This window comes from Halomicroarcula saliterrae (assembly GCF_031624395.1).
In the GTDB taxonomy this organism is placed as follows: Archaea; Halobacteriota; Halobacteria; order Halobacteriales; family Haloarculaceae; genus Haloarcula; species Haloarcula saliterrae.
Genome location: NZ_JAMQON010000001.1, coordinates 1,224,220 through 1,239,170, shown reverse-complemented (window position 1 = coordinate 1,239,170; position 14,951 = coordinate 1,224,220). Strand labels below are relative to the sequence as shown.

Annotated in this window: 16 protein-coding genes; 3 read left to right on the top strand and 13 right to left on the bottom strand. The window is 67.7% G+C overall.

Annotation, left to right across the window (positions count from 1 at the left end; translation table 11 throughout):
- The 4 genes from NDI56_RS06765 to NDI56_RS06750 all read right to left on the bottom strand — a co-directional run bounded on the left by NDI56_RS06765 (position 1) and on the right by NDI56_RS06750 (position 3,440).
- Positions 1 to 600: a DUF8135 domain-containing protein gene (locus NDI56_RS06765; RefSeq protein WP_310918677.1), complete on the bottom strand. Its 600-nt coding sequence runs from the start codon at positions 598 to 600 to the stop codon at positions 1 to 3.
- Positions 593 to 1,492 carry a hypothetical protein gene (locus NDI56_RS06760; RefSeq protein WP_310918676.1) on the bottom strand — a complete coding sequence of 300 codons (900 nt, stop codon included), beginning with the start codon at positions 1,490 to 1,492 and terminating at the stop codon, positions 593 to 595. The genes NDI56_RS06765 and NDI56_RS06760 overlap by 8 nt, the downstream gene beginning before the upstream one ends.
- A gap of 69 nt (positions 1,493 to 1,561) precedes the next feature.
- Positions 1,562 to 2,398: an RAD55 family ATPase gene (locus tag NDI56_RS06755; RefSeq protein ID WP_310918675.1), complete on the bottom strand. Its 837-nt coding sequence runs from the start codon at positions 2,396 to 2,398 to the stop codon at positions 1,562 to 1,564.
- A gap of 70 nt (positions 2,399 to 2,468) precedes the next feature.
- Positions 2,469 to 3,440 (bottom strand): beta-ribofuranosylaminobenzene 5'-phosphate synthase family protein, encoded by a 972-nt coding sequence (locus NDI56_RS06750; protein ID WP_310918674.1) that lies wholly within the window; start codon positions 3,438 to 3,440, stop codon positions 2,469 to 2,471.
- A 119-nt stretch (positions 3,441 to 3,559) separates the two neighbouring features.
- On the opposite strand from NDI56_RS06750, the gene ilvD reads away from it, so the two are divergent.
- Together ilvD and NDI56_RS06740 are read left to right on the top strand one after the other, a co-directional pair.
- Positions 3,560 to 5,287, top strand: a complete 1,728-nt coding sequence (gene ilvD, locus NDI56_RS06745) for a dihydroxy-acid dehydratase (RefSeq protein WP_310918673.1) — start codon at positions 3,560 to 3,562, stop codon at positions 5,285 to 5,287.
- 88 nt (positions 5,288 to 5,375) lie between these two features.
- Positions 5,376 to 5,618: a hypothetical protein gene (locus tag NDI56_RS06740; protein ID WP_310918672.1), complete on the top strand. Its 243-nt coding sequence runs from the start codon at positions 5,376 to 5,378 to the stop codon at positions 5,616 to 5,618.
- 1 nt (position 5,619) lies between these two features.
- Here the strand turns inward: NDI56_RS06740 and NDI56_RS06735 are convergent, their stop codons facing one another.
- The gene (locus NDI56_RS06735; RefSeq protein ID WP_417935946.1) at positions 5,620 to 6,729 is read right to left on the bottom strand and encodes a glutamate-cysteine ligase family protein; all 1,110 of its coding nucleotides are present in this window, start codon (positions 6,727 to 6,729) and stop codon (positions 5,620 to 5,622) included.
- A gap of 428 nt (positions 6,730 to 7,157) precedes the next feature.
- Here NDI56_RS06735 and NDI56_RS06730 point away from each other — a divergent pair, with 428 nt between their 5' ends.
- Positions 7,158 to 7,826 carry a 2,5-diamino-6-(ribosylamino)-4(3H)-pyrimidinone 5'-phosphate reductase gene (locus NDI56_RS06730; RefSeq protein ID WP_310918670.1) on the top strand — a complete coding sequence of 223 codons (669 nt, stop codon included), beginning with the start codon at positions 7,158 to 7,160 and terminating at the stop codon, positions 7,824 to 7,826.
- Here the strand turns inward: NDI56_RS06730 and NDI56_RS06725 are convergent.
- The 8 genes from NDI56_RS06725 to NDI56_RS06690 form a co-directional block, all read right to left on the bottom strand.
- On the bottom strand, positions 7,823 to 8,107 hold the full coding sequence (locus tag NDI56_RS06725; RefSeq protein WP_310918669.1) for a DUF7545 family protein: 285 nt from the start codon (positions 8,105 to 8,107) through the stop codon (positions 7,823 to 7,825). The two genes, NDI56_RS06730 and NDI56_RS06725, sit on opposite strands and share 4 nt — an antisense overlap.
- Positions 8,108 to 8,181: 74 nt before the next feature.
- A complete protein-coding gene (locus NDI56_RS06720) occupies positions 8,182 to 9,069 on the bottom strand; it encodes a DMT family transporter (protein ID WP_310918668.1) in 888 nt (295 codons plus the stop codon).
- A 22-nt stretch (positions 9,070 to 9,091) separates the two neighbouring features.
- Complete coding sequence (locus tag NDI56_RS06715) at positions 9,092 to 9,970, bottom strand: DMT family transporter (protein WP_417935952.1); 879 nt, start codon at positions 9,968 to 9,970, stop codon at positions 9,092 to 9,094.
- An 88-nt stretch (positions 9,971 to 10,058) separates the two neighbouring features.
- The gene (locus NDI56_RS06710; RefSeq protein WP_417935951.1) at positions 10,059 to 10,757 is read right to left on the bottom strand and encodes an ABC transporter ATP-binding protein; all 699 of its coding nucleotides are present in this window, start codon (positions 10,755 to 10,757) and stop codon (positions 10,059 to 10,061) included.
- A gap of 59 nt (positions 10,758 to 10,816) precedes the next feature.
- The gene (locus tag NDI56_RS06705) at positions 10,817 to 11,623 is read right to left on the bottom strand and encodes an ABC transporter ATP-binding protein (protein WP_310918665.1); all 807 of its coding nucleotides are present in this window, start codon (positions 11,621 to 11,623) and stop codon (positions 10,817 to 10,819) included.
- Positions 11,620 to 12,771, bottom strand: coding sequence for a branched-chain amino acid ABC transporter permease (locus tag NDI56_RS06700; RefSeq protein WP_310918664.1), 1,152 nt, complete (start codon positions 12,769 to 12,771; stop codon positions 11,620 to 11,622). Before NDI56_RS06700 ends, NDI56_RS06705 begins: the two co-directional genes overlap by 4 nt.
- Position 12,772: 1 nt before the next feature.
- Positions 12,773 to 13,681 (bottom strand): branched-chain amino acid ABC transporter permease, encoded by a 909-nt coding sequence (locus tag NDI56_RS06695; RefSeq protein WP_310918663.1) that lies wholly within the window; start codon positions 13,679 to 13,681, stop codon positions 12,773 to 12,775.
- 8 nt (positions 13,682 to 13,689) lie between these two features.
- Entirely contained in the window at positions 13,690 to 14,916 is a 1,227-nt protein-coding gene (locus tag NDI56_RS06690; RefSeq protein WP_417935945.1) for an ABC transporter substrate-binding protein, read from the bottom strand.
- Positions 14,917 to 14,951: the final 35 nt, after the last annotated feature.

Here is a 14,951-nt window from a genome sequence, read left to right as displayed (position 1 = left end):
TTACCCCTCGCTCTCCAGTTCGCGCTGCTCGGCGACGACGGGACAGTTCAGCAGCCGCACCGTCTCCATATCGAGGAACTCGATTATCTCGGCGTCCTCGTTGGTACAGCGGGCCGCCGGTGGGCTGGAGAAGTGCTCGCACTGCTCGCAAAAGCGGTGTTTCGACACCTCGACGTAGCGACTGCCCTCGAACGTCCCGCCGTCCTCGTCGCTGTCGAGCGATGCCCACACCTCGTCGGGGTCCACCCTGTCGATGTCGACCGCCTCGAAGACGCTCTCGTCCGTCGCGAACGGGTCCCCCTCTCGGGCGTCCATCCCGGCGAAGGGGTCGTCGTCGCCGGCGGTGCTCGCACCCTCGGTCGCCGGGCCCTCGTCCGTCGCGAAGGGGTCGTCCTCGTCGATGAACGCCTCCTCGAACTCCGGTTCGTTGTCGCTCGTAGCCGGTTCCGCGCCGTCGGGCGTGCTAGGCCCATCGTCACGCGCCGCCGGCGCATCGTCGGCCACGTCCTCGGGGCCCGCGTCGTCGAGTCGCTCGAAGGGGTCGCCCTCGCGGTCTTCGTCGTCGAACGCCTCGAAGGGGTCCGCCTCGTCCTCACTCATCGGTCGGGCCCGCCTCCAGCTGGGCGGCGGTGACGAGCGACGCCTTCTTGCGGATGATACCGCCCTCGGGCTGTACGTCCGAGACCGTCGAGTTGCAGTGGGGACACTGGGGGTCCGTCAGCAGGGCTATTTCGACCTTCTCGCCGCAGCTCTGGCACGACGCCGAGGAGATGCCCTCCTGTGCGGCGGCGCGCTTGATGCGGTCGACGGCCTTCTGGTGGGCGTCGCGCCCGCCCTGACTGTCCCGCAGGTCGCTGACGACCCAGGCGACCCGTTTGAGCTTCTCCTCGGTGTCGGCGAGGCGGTCCTCGAACTCGTCGGCCCGCGCTTCGAGCGCGTCGATTCGGCCAGACTGGTCGGCGATATCGCCCTCGAACTCGTCGCGGACCTCGACCAGTTCGCGGTTCAGCTCGGCGACGCTGTCGTCCAGTTCGGCGACGGTCTCGAAGGCCTCGTGGTCGGCGGGCGCTTTGGCGTCCAGCTCCCGCTTTAGCTGGACGACGCGCTCGCGAACGTCGGTCAACTTCCCCTGAAACTCGTCCTCGACGCCGTTTAGCCGCCCGTCGACGCGCGATTCGACGGCGTCCGTGATGTCGGGCAACCGGTCCCTGACAGTCGAGTCGAGGCGTTCCGTGACCTCCTTTTCGACGGCGCTGGCGACGGCGGCGTCGAGTTCGTCCCGCATCGCGTCTTCGACGCGGCTCTCGATATCCAGCGCCGTCGCCAGGTCGTTTTCGGTCCCGTCAGTGGTCGACCGGTACGACGCCAGCAGCTGTCGGACGATCTCCTCGCGGGGTTCGTCGAGCTCCCCGGCGCGGTCGTCCAGCCACTCGTCGAGCCCCGGCGGGAGCTCGACCGAGACCACCCCCTCGTCGGTCGACTCACTGGCCATTACGTCTCCCTCGTGTAACCAGATAGTTAAGGGTTTGCCGCCAATTTCAGCAGCCGAGACTGGGACCTGTCAGCGTATCTTTCGGACGTCGCTGATATCGAAGCCGGCGTCGCCGAGTTCGGTCTCGAACTGGACGATGTTCTCGTCTTCGATCTGGGAGAGGACGCCGCGGAACTGCTTGACGACGAGCGTCCGGGCCCGCGTCGACCCGCCCGATTCCCAGGAGAACTCCATGGTACCGTGGGCTGCTTCGCTGAGCTGTCCGGCCCGGGTGGGAGAGAGCGTCTCGTGGTTGAGATGCAGGAGGATGAGCCCGCCCCACTGGTGGGCCGCCTTCTGGATGCCCGAGACCAGGAAGGTGATGTCGGCCCAGTCGATGTCCTCGCCCATCGCGGCCACGAGGTCGGACAGCGAGTCGATGACGACGAGGTTGTTCGCCGAGATGTTGCTGAGTTTCGTGCCCAGGGCACTCAGCAGGTCGTCCCGCTCGTGGCGCGCGCGCAGGTCCTTGATCGTCGGCGTCTGGTCGGCGTACCACTCCCGGGGCACCGGGCTCATGTGGAAGTACCGCTCGGACATGTCGTGGAACTCGATGCCGGTCAGCCCGGCGTCCAGCACCTCGTCGTCCATCGCCAGCCGCATCTCGTCGGCCAGCTGTCCCTCGCTGGCGGTAAAGGAGAGATAGTGGACTTCTTCCGGGAGGGTGGTCCGGTCCGAGGGCTCCCCGTAGTAGAGGTCGAACAGCTCCGGGTCTTCCTCGGCCATCCCGTTGATGACCGCGCTGGTGTGCATGAACTCCCGCGAGCCCGCCCCGGCCTGCCCGGAGAGGAGGACGACGCTCCCGGTCGGCGCTCCCCCGTTGATGATGGAGTCGAGCTGCTTGACACCGAAGGGGATGCGATCCATACACGCCTTCGCTACTGTGGCCGCTTAAACGCTTGGCCCGGATTCCGGCTGTCGATAATCGGCGTCGCCGTCACCCGTCATCGACCAGCGACGCCCCGGTGTTGCGCGGGGCGGCCACGTGGACCTCGCCGCCGACACCGGCCGCCTCCAGCGCCCGATAGCCGGCGTCCTTCGCCTCGTCCATCCCCTCCGTGTCGGTAAGTCCCCACACCGTCGGGCCCCACGAAGACTGCCCCGCGCCGGTGATAGTCGGGGCGTCCGCGAGTGACTCCACGATGGTACCCGCCGGCGGTCTGTAGACACCGCCCTGCTCGTCGGCGTACCACGCGCCGTTCAGTCGTCCGAGCCGGGCCGCGGCGCCGCCGAAGTCCCGGCGGTTCCGCGTCGCGATGGCCGGCAGCAGCCGCCGAGTCAGCAGCGCCGATATCTGGTCGGCGATGCCGGGGTCGGCCCGCTCGATAGCCGTCCGCATGCTCCGGTCCTCGTCACTCCCGCTCTGGCCCGGGTCGGTGTCGGGCACGACGAGGACGAACCGCCAGTCGGCGGGGACGTGGTGGCTGGCCACCACGGGCGGCACGTCCCAGTCGCCCTCCGCGGGCGGCGTCGCGGTGAACCGCTCGGTGGGGTGGCCGCCGTCGACGACGAACCCGCCCTGCTCGAAGGTCGCGACGCCGACGCCGCTTCGCCCGCCCCGACCGAGCCGCGGGGCGACCGTCCGCGCGTCCGCCGTCAGGTCGTGGGCCCGCGCGACGGCGATGAGCGTCGCCAGTGCGAGCTGTGTACCACTGCCCAGGCCGACGTGGCGCGGGAACCGGTCGCGGACGCTCACTTCGGCACCCGACACGTCCAGCACGTCCAGCACGCGACGGGCGTAGGGTTCGGCCGCCGCGTCGTCACAGACGAGCGAGTCGGCCGGCTCGGCCTCGACGACGAGCCGTGGCTCGGCGAGCGCGAGCCCGACGCCACCGTACAGCCGCTCGTGGGCCAGCGAGAGGTTCTGGAAGCCAAAGTGAAGCCGTGCCGCGGTCGTGACCGTCGCCATTACGACGCCATTGGCGGGGGGTGGGAAAGAACCTGCTGTCACCGGATGGATTCGCCAGTCCCGGTACACGATACCACGAGTACAAGTAGTTTAAGACGCCCCGCGGCCTTCGACGGTGTATGAGCAAGCAGGACGAGCGCGAGGCGTCGGGCAAGGACCCGAACCTGCGGAGCAGCGAAGTCACCGAAGGGACGGACCAGGCCCCCTCCCGGGCGATGTTCCGAGCGATGGGATACGACGACGAGGACCTCCGGAGCCCGATGGTCGGCGTCGCCAACCCCGCGGCCGACATCACGCCGTGTAACGTTCACCTCGACGACGTGGCCGAAGCGGCCTACGACGGCATCGACGACTCGGGCGGGATGCCCATCGAGTTCGGCACGATCACCATCTCCGACGCCGTCTCGATGGGGACCGAGGGGATGAAGGCCTCGCTCATCTCCCGGGAAATCATCGCCGACTCCGTCGAACTCGTCTCCTTCGGCGAGCGCATGGACGGCCTCGTCACCATCGGCGGCTGCGACAAGAACATGCCCGGGATGATGATGGCCTCCATCCGGACTGACCTCCCGAGCGTCTTCCTCTATGGCGGCTCTATCATGCCCGGCGAGCACGACGGACGGGAAGTCACTATCCAGAACGTGTTCGAGGGCGTCGGCGCCGTCGCCGACGGCGATATGAGCGAGGACGAACTCGACGAGATGGAACGCCACGCCTGTCCCGGCGCCGGTTCCTGTGGCGGGATGTTCACGGCGAACACGATGGCCTCCATCTCCGAGACCATCGGGCTGGCACCGCTCGGTTCCTCTGGCGCGCCCGCCGAACACGAGGCCCGCTACGAGATCGCCGAGGAGGCCGGCGAGGTCGCCATCGACGCCATCGAGAACGACCGGAAGCCCTCCGACATTCTCACGCGGGAGTCCTTCGAGAACGCTATCGCGCTCCAGGTCGCCACGGGCGGCTCGACCAACGCCGTCCTGCACCTGCTGGCGATGGCCGCCGAGGCCGATATCGACCTCGACATCGAGGCGTTCAACGAGATAAGCAAGCGGACGCCAAAAATCGCGAACCTCCAGCCCGGCGGGGAGCGCGTGATGAACGACCTCTTCGAGGTCGGCGGTATCCCGGTCGTCCTCAAGGCCCTGCTCGACGCCGACCTGCTCCACGGCGACGCGATGACCGTCACCGGTGAGACGCTGGCCGAGGGGCTCGACCGCATCGACCCGCCGGCCATCGAAGCCCTCGACGTCGACTTCCTCTACACCGTCGAGGAACCGAAGAACGAACAGGGCGCCATCCGCATCCTCACCGGGAACCTCGCCCCGGACGGCGCGGTCATCAAGATCACCGGCGAGGACCACCTCCGCCACGAAGGTCCCGTCCGAATCTTCGACGACGAGGAGGGCGCCATGCGCTACGTCCAGGAAGGGAAGGTCGACGCCGGCGACGTCATCGGCATCCGCAACGAAGGGCCACGCGGCGGCCCCGGGATGCGGGAGATGCTCGGCGTCACGTCGGCGGTCGCCGGCCAGGGCCACGCCGAGGACGTCGCGCTCTTTACCGACGGCCGGTTCTCCGGGGCCACGCGCGGCTTCTCTATCGGCCACGTCGCGCCCGAGGCCTTCGCCGGCGGCCCCATCGCCGCGCTGGAGGACGGCGACACCATCACTATCGACATCGACGCACTGGAGCTCTCCGTCGACCTCACCGACGAGGAGATCGAGGAGCGTCTGGCGGACTACGACCCCGAACCGCAGTACGATAGCGGCGTCCTCGCGAAGTACCACCGCGACTTCGGCTCGGCCGCCAACGGCGCGGTGACGAACCCCGGCGCGAAGTGGGACTGAGCCGGGTCGGACGTTCCTCTCGGGACCGTTTTCGCTGTCGCTGTGGGATGGCAAGATAGGAGTAGCCAGCGCCATTAGAGGGGCTACCGTGACCGAGACGTACGTCTGTGCGCACTGCGAGTCGACCGTGACCCGGCCCTTCGAGATCCGGTCGATTATCCGAACCTGCGGGGAATGCGAGGAGAACGGCCGCTTCCTCCACGAGTCGCTGGTCGAGTCCCTGTCCGCGTTACCGGACGAGGAGCTGCCCGACGAGTGGGAGGCGATGCCGCTGGACGAGCGGTTCAAAACGGCGCTGCAGCGCGGACTCATCCGGATTACGCGCTCGTAGCTCAGTCAGTGCTGGCCCGGCGGGCCGTCCTCACGTCTTGTTCGAGCGCGGCGGCGTGTTCGAGGCGGCGTCGCCGAGCCTCCTCGACCGGTATCGTCCCCCGTGGCTGCCGGGCTGACACCGGGTCGTAGGCCGTGACGTCGAATCCCATCCGGTCGAGATACGCCTTCAGGGAGTCCGAGGCCAGTCCGTCCCGTATGGCGGCGTTGACGTGGTCGAGCACGGTCCCGAACTCGGGGAGCACGATGGCGTTCTCGGTGATACGGCCGGTCTCGCCCTCTATCAGGACCTCTTTCCTCCGGAGCTGTGCTATCGTCTCGGCGATGTCGTCGGCGAGGTCGAGCACGACACTCGGGAGGGCGGTGTCCGGCGAGCGCCACTCGACGGTCTCGAACGCCGCCCGGAGCTGGACCGGCGTCCACACGGCGCTCTCGGGGTCGAAACACGAGGCGACCGACTGCCGGTCGACGCCGGCCGCCATCGCCCGACGCTCGAACGCCTCGTAGCGCCGCTCCAGACGGCGGTCCCACTCGTCTCTGGAGTCGAGATACCGCCAGAGCCGCCCCTGATGGGGGAGCCCGTCGTAGGCCATCCATCGGTACAGTTTCGAGCGGGCCCCGGCGGCCAGCGGCCGCCCCCGGAACCGACTCGCGGAGTTGACGAGCGCGAGAGCCGGGTCGAGCGCGACGAGCGTGTTCAGCTGGTCGACCGCACGACCCGGAATCTGCTCGACGTGGATGTGAGTTCCGGCACAGTGGCGCACGTACTCGAACTCCGCCCCGATGACCTCCCGCTGTATGCGCGTCCGCTCGCTGGGCCGGTCGGCGATCTCGCCGTGGTTCAGTGGTGTCGCAAGCGGTACCAGTCCCATGTCGTGCTCGGCCGCGACGTCGAGCACCTTCCTGATGCGCGCGAGCAGTTCCGCCCGCAGCTCCGCTGTCCGCTCACACGGTGTGGTCTTGATTTCGAGCAGCGGCTCGACGAACTCCCGCTCGACGCCCGCGGAGGCCGCCGTGAGCGGCCCCGGTTCGACGAGCCGTCCGTCGCTGTCGATCACCCAGTACTCGACCTCTATGCTCCGTCGTATCGGTTCGGGTTCGGGCACGGTCAATCAGTGCGATATCGGCGGCGTCAGCATCACTGTCTCCGGCTAGCGGTGTTTTCGCTAGCGTCTGTTCTGTGGCGGTAGAACCGGTCGACTGTGGTCCCGTCGGCCTGTGTGACACGTGTTCATATCGCATCCGATGCCGGGGTCATTTTAAACTATTGTGTGTATATGCCCCAAAATTCCTAGTAGACATTATTTTCCGGCCGGAGAAACCGGGCATCTGTGTGCGGACTGTGACGCCCCTGAGACCGCCAGCTGTCACTCGGCGCAGACGAGCCCATAATCTGTGGCTCTGGGGATGTATCCGTACGAGCTACCCGCCGCTGGAGCCGGCTACGGCGGTCGCGAATCCGGCGTCCGGGACACTCCGACGAGCGCGTCGCCTGTCGGAACCGAAACCCGTTTTCCGCTCACCCGCTTGCGGGCTTAGTATGTACGTCGTCGTCAACGCCGCGATGAGCGCCGACGGGAAGCTGGCTTCGCGCCGGCGCAAGCAACTGGCTATCTCCGGGCCGGACGATTTCGACCGCGTCGACCAGCTCCGGGCCGACAGCGACGCCGTCATGGTCGGGGTCGGGACGGTGCTGGCCGACGACCCCTCGCTGACGGTCAAAGACGAGGCCCGAAACGCCGAGCGACGGGACCGCGGGCTCGCGGAGAACCCCGCCCGAGTCGTCGCCGATTCTCGGATTCGGACGCCGCCGGACGCCGCGGTCCTGGACGACGCCGCCGAGACGTATCTGCTCACCAGCGAGGCCGCGCCCACGGACTTCATCGAGCAGATGGAAGAGGCCGGCGCGTACGTCCTCGCGGCCGGCGAGGACCGCGTCGACCTGAAGACGGCGCTGGCGAAACTGGAGGGCGAGGGCGTCGACCGGCTGATGGTCGAGGGCGGCGGGGAGCTCATCTTCGGCCTCTTCGAGGCGGGGCTGGTCGACGAGCTCCGCGTCTACGTCGGTGCGAAGGTGCTCGGTGGTCGGGACGCGCCGACGCTCGCCGACGGCGACGGCTTCGTCGAGTCGTTCCCCGAGCTCACGCTGGAGTCGGTCGAGCAGGTCGACGACGGCGTCCTGTTGACCTGGACCGTACAGAACAGCTAGTGGTCGTGGCCGGTCAGTTCGGCGAACGAGGCACCGAAGCGCTCCTCGAAGAGGTCGAGGGTAAGCGCTTCGAGATCCTGAATCCCCTGGTCGGCCTCGCCCTGCCCGTGGTGGACGGCGCCGTGGATGCGCTGGGCCAGCCCGAACATCGCGATGTCGCCGACGACGGCCGGGTCCGTCTCGTCGTTCTCGCGCAGCAGGTCCAGCAGTTCGCTCGGGACGGTCAGTTCGTCGGCGTCGTCTTCGCCTTCGATGGTGAGTGTGACAGTCTCGTTTGCCATACTCCCTCGTTCTCCCACCGGACTCAAGGGTCTGTCGGGTTCGTGTTCCACCGCTGCCCAGTCTCACGGGGGCGTCACCGGTCGGTCGCCGTCACGGCGATGCCGACGAGCACGACGGCCCCGCCGACGACGGTGAACGCCGTCGGCGCTTCGGAGAGCACGAGCAGCGCGAGCAGGGAAGCACCGACGGGTTCGCCCAGTAGCGAGACGGAGACAACGCTGGACCGCAGATGCGCGAGCGCCCAGTTGATGAGCGTGTGACCGAGCAGGCCGGGGCCGACTGCGAGCCCGGCAAAGAGGAGCCACTCGCGAGGTGGATAGCCGACGAGGGGCGCGCCCTGAACGAGCACGATGACGAGTAACACGACCGCACAGACGCCGTAGACGATGACGACGTAGGGGACCACCGAGACGCGCTGGCGGAGGGACCGGCCCGCGAGCACGTAGCCGGCGGCCATCACCGCGCCGAGCAGGGCGAGGGCGTTGCCCAGGAGGGGGTCCCGGCCGACGAGGACCCCGGTGAGCAGGTCCCCAAGCGCCATCGTCACCATCCCGGCGACGGCCACGAGGATGCCGCCGGCGATGCGGACGCTCGGTCGCTCGTCGAGCAGGAGCCACGCGCCCAGGGCGACGAACAGCGGCTGTGACTGGACGAGGGTGACGCTCGCTGCGACGCTGGTCCACGCGAGACTCTCGAACCACGCGGCGAAATGCACCGCGAGCGCGATGCCCGCGAGCGTCGCAAAGAGCAGGTCGCGGCGACCGATGCGGGCGAACTCCCCCCGGTAGCGCCAGACCGCGAGCGGCACGATAGGGAGCGTGGTAAAGAGGACGCGGTAGAAGGCGGCGACGGTCGATGGAGCGTCGCTCAACCGGACGAGGACGGCCCCGGTGCTGACGGCGGCGACGGCGACGGCGAGTCCGACGCCGGGTGGGACGTCGTCGTCGAGCACCCCGTTCATCCGGTCACCCCTCTTTCCCGTGTCATTCCCGTAATCCACTCCTGTCGCGGGGCTGGCGTCCGTTCTGGTCGGCACGCCCGCGACTGACGACCCAGACGCCGACGCCGATAGTGAGGCTCCCCGCGACGAACCACGCGCCGACCTGTTCGCCCAGCAGCGCCGCCGCGAGCGCGGTCCCGACGACGGGCTGGAGGAAGTAGAAGACGGCGACGGTCCCTGCCGGGACGTACTCGAGGCCCTTGTACCAGAGATACCACGCCGCGGCGGTCGACGCGAGGCCGAGGTAGGCGATGGCGAACAGCGACGACGCTCCGAGCGGGATAGTCGCGAGACCGCGACCCAGATACCAGAGCTCCCCGAGCGACAGGAGCCCGAGCATGGGGGTCGCGGCGACCGTCGAGTAGGTGGCCGCGGTCAGCGCCGAGTACCGCCGGACGACCCGAACGCCCCAGACGGTGTAGCCGGCCCACGCGAGACTGGCGACGACCAACAGGCCCACGCCGGCGGCGTTCCCGACCGCGACGGTCCCCGGGTCGTACTGGCCGGCGACGACGACCGCGGTCCCGACAGCGGCGAGCGCGATGCCGGCCGTCTTCGTCCGCGTCACGCGTTCGCCGCGCACGGCAGCCCCGAGGACGACGACGAAAACCGGCGTCAGGACCGTCAGCAGCGACCCCTGACTCGCGTTCGTCAGCTCGGTGCCGAGGAACTGCGCGACGATGGTGACCGTCACCCAGCCGCCGAGGCCGACGAGCGCCGGCCAGTCCTCGCGACTCGGCCGTGACCGACTGCCAGTGAGGCCCAGCCAGAGCCACAGGGCCGCCGCGCCGAGCGCCACCCGGAAGAACCCGAGCGTGACAGGCGGGACGAGCGAGAAGCTCCACTTGCTGACGACGTACATCCCGCCCCACAGCGCGGCGGCCGCGAGCGGGCCGAGCGCGAAAACGTAGTGCCGGAACCGGCTCACGGCTGGCAGTACACGAGCCCGTTCATCCGCCGAGGTAGAGCTTCGACACCTCGTCGCTGTCGAGCAGGGTGTCCGCCTCGCCGTCGAACCGGACGGTCCCCTGGTCGAGGACGTAGCCGCGGTCGGCGATGCCGAGCCCCTCGACCGCGTTCTGTTCGACCATCAGGATGGCCGTGTCGAGCTCGTTGACCGCCTCGACGTGGCCGAACACGTCCTGTGCGGTGTTCGGTGCCAGCCCCGCCGACGGCTCGTCGATGAGCAACACGTCGGGCTCCATCACGAGCGCGCGAGCGAAGGCGAGCACCTGCCGCTGGCCGCCCGAGAGCGTCCGCGCCTTCGCGCCTCGCTTCTCGTCGAGCAGCGGGAACCGGTCGTAGAGGTCGTCCATGACCGGTTCGAGGCCGCCGTCGCGGGCGACGCCGCCCATGCGGAGGTTCTCGTCGATGGTGAGCGAGCCGAACACGTTGTCGGTCTGTGGGACGAAGCCGATTCCCTCACGGACGATGTTCTCGGGCGCCATCCCGCCGATGTCCCTCCCGTGGTAGCTGACTGTCCCGTCCCACGGCGTCAGCATGCCGAACACCGTCTTCAGGACGGTCGACTTCCCCGCGCCGTTGGGCCCGATGAGACAGACGATTTCGCCCGCATCGAGGTGGAGCGTGCAGTCGTCGAGGACCTGTACGTCGCCGTAGCCGCTGTCGACGCCGCTCAGTTCGACGATGTGGTCGGTCTCCGCTGGCGTCGGGTCTGTCTGTGTAGTGGTGTTGTTAGTCGTCACAGTTACCCTCCGAGGTACGCGTCGATGACACGGGTGTCGCTCTGGACCTGGTCGGGCCGGCCCTCCATGAGGACGCTCCCTTGGTCGAGGACGATGACCGGGTCGGCGAGGCTCATCACGAACTCCATGTCGTGTTCGATGAGCAGGAAGGTCGTTCCCTGTTCGTTGAGCCGTCGGATCTGTTCCGCGAGCTTCTTCCGGAGCGTCGGATTCACCCCGGCGGCCGGCTCGTCGAGCAGCAGGATATCCGGCTCCGAGAGCATCGCTCTGGCCAGTTCGACCAGTTTCATCTGCCCGCCGGATATCTTGGTCGCGGGCTGGGTGGCGAGGTGGTCTATCTCGAACTCTTCGAGGATGCGGTTGACGTCCGCCATGTTCTTCGATTCGGTCTCGCCGACCGCCCCCGGCGAGGTGAACAGCTTCAGGAACGACTCGCCGGGCTGGTCGCGCGGTCCCACGAGCATCGCCTCGCGGACGGTCATCCCTTCCAGCTTGCGCGGCGTCTGGAAGGTCCGAATCAGCCCGTGGTCGGCGATTTCGTACGGTTCGAGCCCGGTCACGTCGGCGCCGTTGACCTCGACGCGGCCGTCGTCGGGCTCGTAGAACCCCGAGATGAGGTTGAACAGCGTGGACTTGCCGGCCCCGTTCGGGCCGATGAGTCCGGTGATGGTGCCCCGCTCTACCTCGAAGGTCGCGTGGTCGGTGGCCACGAGAGCACCGAAGGCCTTCACCAGATTGTCGACGCGTAACACCACGTCGTCCTTGGACATCGTCGCCGCCGTCTGCGTGTCGGTGGTTTGCTCGCTCATTTTTCACCTGCTTTCGTCTCTCGCACGCCTGTGTCCGGTTGCTGGGGCGTTTCGTCGACGGTCCCGGGCCAGATGAGCTCCCGCTGTGGGGGCAACACACCCTGTGGGCGGAATCGCATCAGCAGGACGATGATGAGCCCGATAAACAGCAGCCGAGCCGGAGCGGCGTCCAGCGGCAGCCCTCGCGTCCCCTCCCTGATCGCGACGATGACGACGCCGCCAAAGAGCGCGCCGCGGTTGGAGCCGCTGCCGCCCAGGATGACGGCGACCCAGACGTAGAACGTCGTGATGGGGTCGAGGTCGCCCGGGCCGACGTAGAGGTTCAGGTGGGCGTAGAAGACGCCCGCGAGCGCCATGATGAGGCTGCCGAGCACGAACGACTGCATCTTGAAGGCGTACGTGTTCTTGCCGAGCGCCCGGGCCAGGTCCTCGTCGGAGCGAATCGTCCGCAGCACGCGGCCCCACGGCGAGCGGTGGGCCCGCCGCAGGACCAGATAGCTGGCGCCGACGAACGCGAGCACCAGCCCGACGTTCAGCAGCGCCTGCCAGAACGGCGTGTTGAGCACCGTGGCGCCTGGGCCGGAGCCGAAGACGAGCGTCGGCATCGTCTCGGGCAGGGTCGCGAGGACCGGCCACCCCTCGAAGAAGCTCGGGATACCGCGGACGCCGGCGCTGCCGTTCGTCCAGTCGTCCTGGTTGCGGACGATGATACGGACGACTTCGGCCAGGCCGATAGAGGCGATGGCGAGGTAGTCGGCCCGGAGCCGGAGCGTCGGGATGCCGATAAACAGCGCCAGCACCGTTGCGAGCGCCAGCGCGGCGAACAGCCCCGCGACCGGGGGGAGTCCCCCCGCTATCGGCGAGGTACTCGCACTGGCGAGTGCGGTGCCGTAGGCGCCGATGCCGAAGAAGGCGGCGACGCTGAAGTTGATGAGACCCGAAAAGCCCCACTGGGAGTTCAGGCCGAGCGAGAGCAGCGCGTACATCCCCGCGAGGCCGACGAGATAGAGGAAGTACGTCGGTGCGAGCCCGCCGGTGAGCAGGCTCCCGAACAGCACGAGTGCGAACAGGACAACGACGGCGCTCACTACGATTTCGGTGGTGGTGAGACCGTCCAGATACCCGTTCGACTCCTCCTCGCGTGACATCTCAGCTGGCCTCCCCGGCGATACCGTTCGGTCGGAACAGCAACACGACCACCATGATGACAAACGCGATCGCGTCGGCGTACTCGATGCCGATAGGGATGCCCACGTCCGACAACAGCGGCGTCAGCTGGTTTATCATCCCGATGAGGAACCCGCCCAGCATCGCGCCGTACACCGACCCGATGCCGCCGAGGATGACGGCGGCGAAGATGAGCAAGAGGAGATTGAACCCCATCCGCGGCGTGAGCTGGCTGTACAGTCCGAGGAACGCGCCGCCGGCGCCGGCGAGTCCGGCGCCGATTATCCAGGTCCACAGCTTGACCCGGTCGGTCCGGATGCCGCTGACGCGGGCCAGGTCCGGGTTGTCGGCCATCGCGCGCATCTTCCGGCCGAGGTCGCTGTACTGCAGGAGGACGTGCAGGCCCGTGACAAGCACGGCGGCCGAGAGGACGATGGCCACGTCGTGCTGGGTGACCCGCACCCCGTAGGGCAGCAGGGCCTCGATCGGTCGCAGCGCCTGAATCCCGTACCGCGTCGACTGGGCCCCAAAGCCCAGCTGGACGACTGCACGGTAGATAAAGGCCAGTCCGATGGAGGCGATGAGCAGCCCGATGGAGTCTAACTCCATCCCGTCGTAGACGAGTTTCTCGGTGACGACCGCGACGAGTGCGGCCACGGCTATCCCGACCAGCAGTGCGACGAAAAACCCGAAGGGAATTCCGAGGACCGTCCCGCCGAGGCCACCGACCGCACCGAACGTGACCAGCGACGTGTAGGCACCGATGGTCATCGTATCGCCGTGGGCGAAGTTCGCGAAGTTCGCGATGCTGTACACTAGCGACAGACCGATGCTACCCAGCACGATGATGCTACTAAACACCAGCCCGCTGGCGAGTAGGTCGAGTACCATCGCTCGGGTTAGGAACTGATGAAGTCGATACCCTCGTAGCTGTGGTCCTGTACCTCCAGCACCTGCAGGAACCCGACTGGGTCACCGTTCTCGTCGAAGTCGATGGGGCCGCTGACGCCCTGGTAGTCCACGTCGCTCGGACTGCCGTCCGAGAGGATATCGCTCGCCGCCTCGAACGAGGTGACCTGCTCGCCTTCGGGCCGGCTGACGTCGCGGACGACATCGCCGAGGGCGGCCCCGGTAAAGGAGTCCGCGGCCTGGATTGCCAGCGCCGCGTTGATGACGCAGTCGTAGGCGTAGGCCGCCCACGAGGTCGGTGCCTGCCCGTACTCGCTCTCGAAGGTCGAGGCGAAGTCCTGGTAGTTCTGCTCCTCTACCGGCGCCGAGGGGACGACGATCTTCATGCCCTCCATGCTTCCCTCGGGGGTGTTCTCGATGACGTTCTGGCCCGAGACAGAGTCCGCGCCGTACAGCATCGCCTCGTAGCCGCTGGAGAAAATCTCGTTGACCATCGACGAGAACTCCGCCTGATAGGTGATGAAGAGCCAGGCGTCGGCCCCGGAACTGTTCATCTCCGAGATGACACTGGAGTAGGACTGCTGTTCCTGGTCGTGGGAGTTGTTGTAGGCGACCGAGCCGTCCCACGCGTTCGTGAAGGCCTCGGCCAGGCTCTGCCCGTAGTCGTTGTTCACGTACGTGAGCGCCACGTCGTCGTAGCCGTCCTCGGCGATGATGTCCGCCAGCGCGGTCGCCTGCGTGCTGCCCGGCGGTGACATCCGGAGGAGTTCGGGAAAGTCGGTCAGTCCGAGCCCGGTCGAGTTCTGGCTCAGTTGGACGACGTCCGTCCCCTGGACGACGCTCTCGTAGATGGCGAGCGAGACGCCGGAGCCGACGGCGCCGATGAGGAACGGGACGCCGTCCTGGTTGACGAGCTTCTGCGCGGCCGAAATCCCGCCCTGGTTCTCGCTCCCGGAGTCCTCGACGGTTATCTCCAAGTCGCTCCCGCCGATACCGACCTCGTTGACGGCCGACAGGGCCAGGTCCTTCCCGCGCTGGTTCCGCTCGCCGAAGGCCGACAGCGACCCCGTCTGGGCGTCGACCATCCCGATGTTGTACGCCTCGCTACCGGACGAGCCCCCGGGCGAGCTACAGCCAGCCAGGCCGGCGATACCGACACCGCCGGTTAGTTTCAGCATCGTTCGTCGGTCGACCGACGTCGTGGTAAATTCTCGCATGGGTTCTTCAACGGTCTTTTTTCATAGATGTGCCT

Coding starts and splice junctions, on each gene's coding strand:
- NDI56_RS06705 (WP_310918665.1), bottom strand. CDS start 11,623: ATGAGCGAGCAAACCACCGACACGCAGACGGCGGCGACGATGTCCAAG.
- NDI56_RS06690 (WP_417935945.1), bottom strand. CDS start 14,916: ATGCGAGAATTTACCACGACGTCGGTCGACCGACGAACGATGCTGAAA.
- NDI56_RS06700 (WP_310918664.1), bottom strand. CDS start 12,771: ATGTCACGCGAGGAGGAGTCGAACGGGTATCTGGACGGTCTCACCACC.
- NDI56_RS06720 (WP_310918668.1), bottom strand. CDS start 9,069: ATGAACGGGGTGCTCGACGACGACGTCCCACCCGGCGTCGGACTCGCC.
- NDI56_RS06755 (WP_310918675.1), bottom strand. CDS start 2,398: ATGGATCGCATCCCCTTCGGTGTCAAGCAGCTCGACTCCATCATCAAC.
- NDI56_RS06760 (WP_310918676.1), bottom strand. CDS start 1,492: ATGGCCAGTGAGTCGACCGACGAGGGGGTGGTCTCGGTCGAGCTCCCG.
- NDI56_RS06730 (WP_310918670.1), top strand. CDS start 7,158: ATGTACGTCGTCGTCAACGCCGCGATGAGCGCCGACGGGAAGCTGGCT.
- NDI56_RS06695 (WP_310918663.1), bottom strand. CDS start 13,681: ATGGTACTCGACCTACTCGCCAGCGGGCTGGTGTTTAGTAGCATCATC.
- NDI56_RS06750 (WP_310918674.1), bottom strand. CDS start 3,440: ATGGCGACGGTCACGACCGCGGCACGGCTTCACTTTGGCTTCCAGAAC.
- ilvD (WP_310918673.1), top strand. CDS start 3,560: ATGAGCAAGCAGGACGAGCGCGAGGCGTCGGGCAAGGACCCGAACCTG.
- NDI56_RS06725 (WP_310918669.1), bottom strand. CDS start 8,107: ATGGCAAACGAGACTGTCACACTCACCATCGAAGGCGAAGACGACGCC.
- NDI56_RS06715 (WP_417935952.1), bottom strand. CDS start 9,970: ATGTACGTCGTCAGCAAGTGGAGCTTCTCGCTCGTCCCGCCTGTCACG.
- NDI56_RS06765 (WP_310918677.1), bottom strand. CDS start 600: ATGAGTGAGGACGAGGCGGACCCCTTCGAGGCGTTCGACGACGAAGAC.